Source organism: Actinotignum sp. usb-actsch-rep-73, assembly GCF_059082735.1.
In genome coordinates this window covers 1-3,294 of sequence record NZ_JBHNPV010000008.1, presented here as the reverse complement: position 1 = coordinate 3,294, position 3,294 = coordinate 1, and the positions used below count along the sequence as shown (strand labels likewise).

Sequence of the window (3,294 nt, the reverse complement as noted above, 5' to 3'; positions counted from 1 at the left end):
AAGAGAAGCATTTTCGGCAGGTGTGGCAGTAGCAGTCGCGCTTCCGCTTTCTTGTCTTGCGTGTCTCGCATGGGTGCGCCCGGTCGAGTGTGCGGGTCATGGGTGTTCCCCTTGGTTAGTTGTTTGTGGAGTTGTGGGTGCTGATGTGTAGTTCTTGGAGGGCAATGTCTGCTCCGATGTGGTCTACCCACACGTCGTGGGCTACGCGCTCTTGCCCGTCTTGACTGGTGTAGGTGCGCGCGTGGTAGGTGCCACTAAAGATGATGGCGGCGTTGCCGTTTAACTCTTGGAAGTCTTTGAGTTTCACGGCGGTTTGGCCTTGGACTCTCAGGTAGTAGGCGGTTGTGGCCGTGTCCTCCCATGTGCCGGTTTCTGGGTCTTTAGCCCGGTCGTTTACGATCACGGTTACGCGCCCGTGGTGGGTGCCGTCAGTGTTTTGGGTGAGTTTGACGGGGCCTGCTAGGTTTCCAGCTCGTACTATGTAGCTCACTGTTGGACTCCTCAATGGTTGTTTGGTTGGTTAGATGCGGACGGCTTGCCAGTGCAAGCTGAGCCAGTAGGGGGTGTCGAGGGGTATTTGTTCGACGTGTCCGCCCACGTCGGGGGCGTGGATCATGAGCCGCTTGCCACTGGGGTCTTTGCCTGCGTAGATGCCGATGTGGTGGTAGTGGCCGCTGCCCGGAGTGGCGAAGCCGATCAGGTCGCCTGGTTGTAGGGCTGATTGGTCTATGGGTGTGCCTGCTCGGGTGATGATGTCGTGGGCGGTGCGCGCGTTGAGGGGTTTGCCGAGGTCGGTGTAGACGCGCACGATGAGGCCCGAACAGTCCAGTCCATCCGCGCTGGTGCCTCCCCACTTGTAGGGGGTGCCAAGATATTTTTGGGCAGTGGCCACTACGGACGAGGCTGAAGCACTTTTTTGAGTGTATTTTTTGGCCAGCTGTTTGATTTTGGTTACGTAGTTTTGGGTTTCAGAGTAGGGGGGTATGCCCCGGTATTGTTGGACGGCTCCCGGTCCCGCGTTGTATGCGGCCAGGGCAAGATCAACCACGTTTCCTGTTGCTTGCCCGCTCGCGACGTAGGCTTTCACGGTGTCTACTAGCTTGCACATGAACTGGCCTTGGCTGGCGATAGCATCGATAGGGTCGAACGGGTTGGCCACCCCGTCCCCGTTTGCGTCTATCCCGTGAGATTTCCATGTGGCGGGCATGAACTGAGCGATACCTTGTGCGCCTGCTGGGCTGAGCGCTTTCGGGTCCCACCCGGATTCAGCCTCGATTTGTCCAGCGATGAGGCTCGGCGTGATTTCGGTGCAGATACTCCCCGCTTTCATCACGGCCTGCACATATTCGGGGGGCACTCCCTCTAGGCCCGCTCCTGCTCCTTCGGCTCCGCCTCCAGTCATCATCAGAGGCAAGAGCATGAGCGGGGCTGCGGCGATGAGTGTCGTTTTCACAGCCCGCGCCCTTGCTCGGTGGTTACACCGTGATCGAGGTTCCTCGTGTGGCTGGGGGTGCTGACAGCGCTTGTGTGGCCGGTATTGTTTGCGCGGCCCGCTTGGTCTGGTTTGGTGTAAGGGGTGGCCAGGGCGATGATTTCGCGGATGCGCTGGGGGTTAAACCCAGATGAGCGACCCGTTTGGGTTTCTATGATCGGGGCTGATAGGAGGCCTTCGTTTTTGAACTGTTCTACCAGGTCGGGTCGCTTGCTTAAGTCAATGGCGTTGTAGGTGATTCCTGCCTTGTCCAACTTGCGTTGGGTCAGGGCACACCCTGGACAGTGCGGGGTGGTGTAAATAGTAATGTTTTCGCTCATACCTACTACGTAGGTTGTGCGCGCACAGAGTTAAGGCCCGCACCAAAAGGTGCGGGCCTTAACTATCCCTGGAAGGGGCCAGAGAGAGGGGTGCGGAGCCATTTGTGGCCTTGCTGGTTGTAGTGGACGAGGGCTCAGGTTCTGGCTTCCATCGCAAGACAGGCCTGTCAGCCCTAAAGCGATCAGGCACACACGTAAATGGTGCACGTCCAAGCAAGCCTCGCCTACCCGGCACGGCGCTCATTTGACCCAGAGCGTTCGCGACGTCATGAGTACGCCGATTGAGTCTTTTGGCTAATGAGGTTAGATCCAATTGGCTTGTACGCCGGGGGTGATTTCCTGAGTGCGAGGAACGTTAATCGTTGGCCCGTAGATGATGGTTTCTGTCCCGATATGACTGTTTTGTGCGGTATGAGCGAGGTTGAAGCGAGCACAACGTTCGCCTCCATATAGATCTTGCCAGATGATTTTTTCATCATCGTAGGTGAGAACCCAAGGGTAGAGAGCGCTCAGAATTTTATCGGCGAGGGTTTTGTGGTCGTCAGCATTGAAGGCGTGGAGATAGAGCTTGTTCCCCTGGACGACGTATGGGGGGTCAGCGTAAACAAAGATGTTGTCCTCGTAGTGCTCGATACTGTCAAGGAAATCGAGCGCATCAAGCTCGGTCACGGTGATGTGGTCGGCTAATTCTTGGATGCGTTTGATGCGCGAGATGAGTCCTTGTTTGTTGTAGCGGGCATCGATGAGCCATCTGCCGGTCTGGTTGAGTCCACCGATGGGGCGTGCAGTGAGGATGCCAGATCGGTTGGTGCGATTGAGGAAGAAAGTGGCGAAGCCGAGGGCGAGATCGTCTCCATTGGGACCCGCTTCAAAGATTGCGCGCTGTTCGTGCCATTGACTGATAGTGACCTCCGTTGTTTCGATGAGCTGGATAAATTCATCGGAGTGAGTAGTTACGGAGCGCCAGAAGGCCGCGATGCCGGGGTGGACATCATTGATGTGGATGTGGGAGACGCATTCTTCGTCGAGGAGGCGTAAGGCTGCGCCAGCGCCTCCGGCGAAGGGTTCTGCGTATCGAGTGGGAACGGGGTCCTGGATAGCCAGGAGCTGGGCGAAAAAGGGTGCGAGGCGCACTTTTCCACCGGGGTATCGCAGGGGAGATAGATTCCTCATGCAGTGCCTTGTTTGTGCAGTTGGTTTTCGCTCATACCTATTACGTAGGGTGTGCGCGCACAGAGTTAAGGCCCGCACCAAAAGGTGCGGGCCTTAACTATCTCTTGGAGGGGCCTGTGGGGTTAGTTCTTGCGTCGCTTAGCTACGAGGGCGGCTGCACCACCTGCAACCAGTAGCGTGGCTACGCCTAGCGGTGCGAGGTTTGCGCCTGTTTGAGCAAGCGGCTGGGGTGTGGGCTCAGGTTCCGGCGTGGGTGCAGGTTCCGGCGAGGGTGCAGGTTCTGGCGAAGGTGCAGGTTCTGGCGAGGGT

Annotated in this window: 5 protein-coding genes; all 5 read right to left on the bottom strand. The window is 57.5% G+C overall.

Going from position 1 to position 3,294, the window contains the following annotated elements:
• Positions 1 to 115 precede the first annotated feature (115 nt).
• A complete protein-coding gene (locus tag AC5RE1_RS00630; protein ID WP_493938191.1) occupies positions 116 to 490 on the bottom strand; it encodes a single-stranded DNA-binding protein in 375 nt (124 codons plus the stop codon).
• 30 nt (positions 491 to 520) lie between these two features.
• Entirely contained in the window at positions 521 to 1,453 is a 933-nt protein-coding gene (locus AC5RE1_RS00625; RefSeq protein ID WP_493938190.1) for a C40 family peptidase, read from the bottom strand.
• Positions 1,450 to 1,812: a glutaredoxin family protein gene (locus tag AC5RE1_RS00620; RefSeq protein ID WP_006680464.1), complete on the bottom strand. Its 363-nt coding sequence runs from the start codon at positions 1,810 to 1,812 to the stop codon at positions 1,450 to 1,452. Before AC5RE1_RS00620 ends, AC5RE1_RS00625 begins: the two co-directional genes overlap by 4 nt.
• Before the next feature lie 303 nt (positions 1,813 to 2,115).
• Positions 2,116 to 2,985 (bottom strand): DNA adenine methylase, encoded by an 870-nt coding sequence (locus AC5RE1_RS00615; RefSeq protein WP_493938189.1) that lies wholly within the window; start codon positions 2,983 to 2,985, stop codon positions 2,116 to 2,118.
• Positions 2,986 to 3,107: 122 nt separating this feature from the next.
• Positions 3,108 to 3,294: LAVTG motif-containing sortase-dependent surface protein (locus tag AC5RE1_RS00610; protein ID WP_493938188.1), on the bottom strand; the 187-nt coding region annotated here is incomplete at its 5' end.

What these genes read in the sequence shown, in the direction of transcription:
- AC5RE1_RS00620 (WP_006680464.1), bottom strand. Translation starts at nt 1,812, where the DNA reads ATGAGCGAAAACATTACTATTTACACCACCCCGCACTGTCCAGGGTGT.
- AC5RE1_RS00615 (WP_493938189.1), bottom strand. Translation starts at nt 2,985, where the DNA reads ATGAGGAATCTATCTCCCCTGCGATACCCCGGTGGAAAAGTGCGCCTC.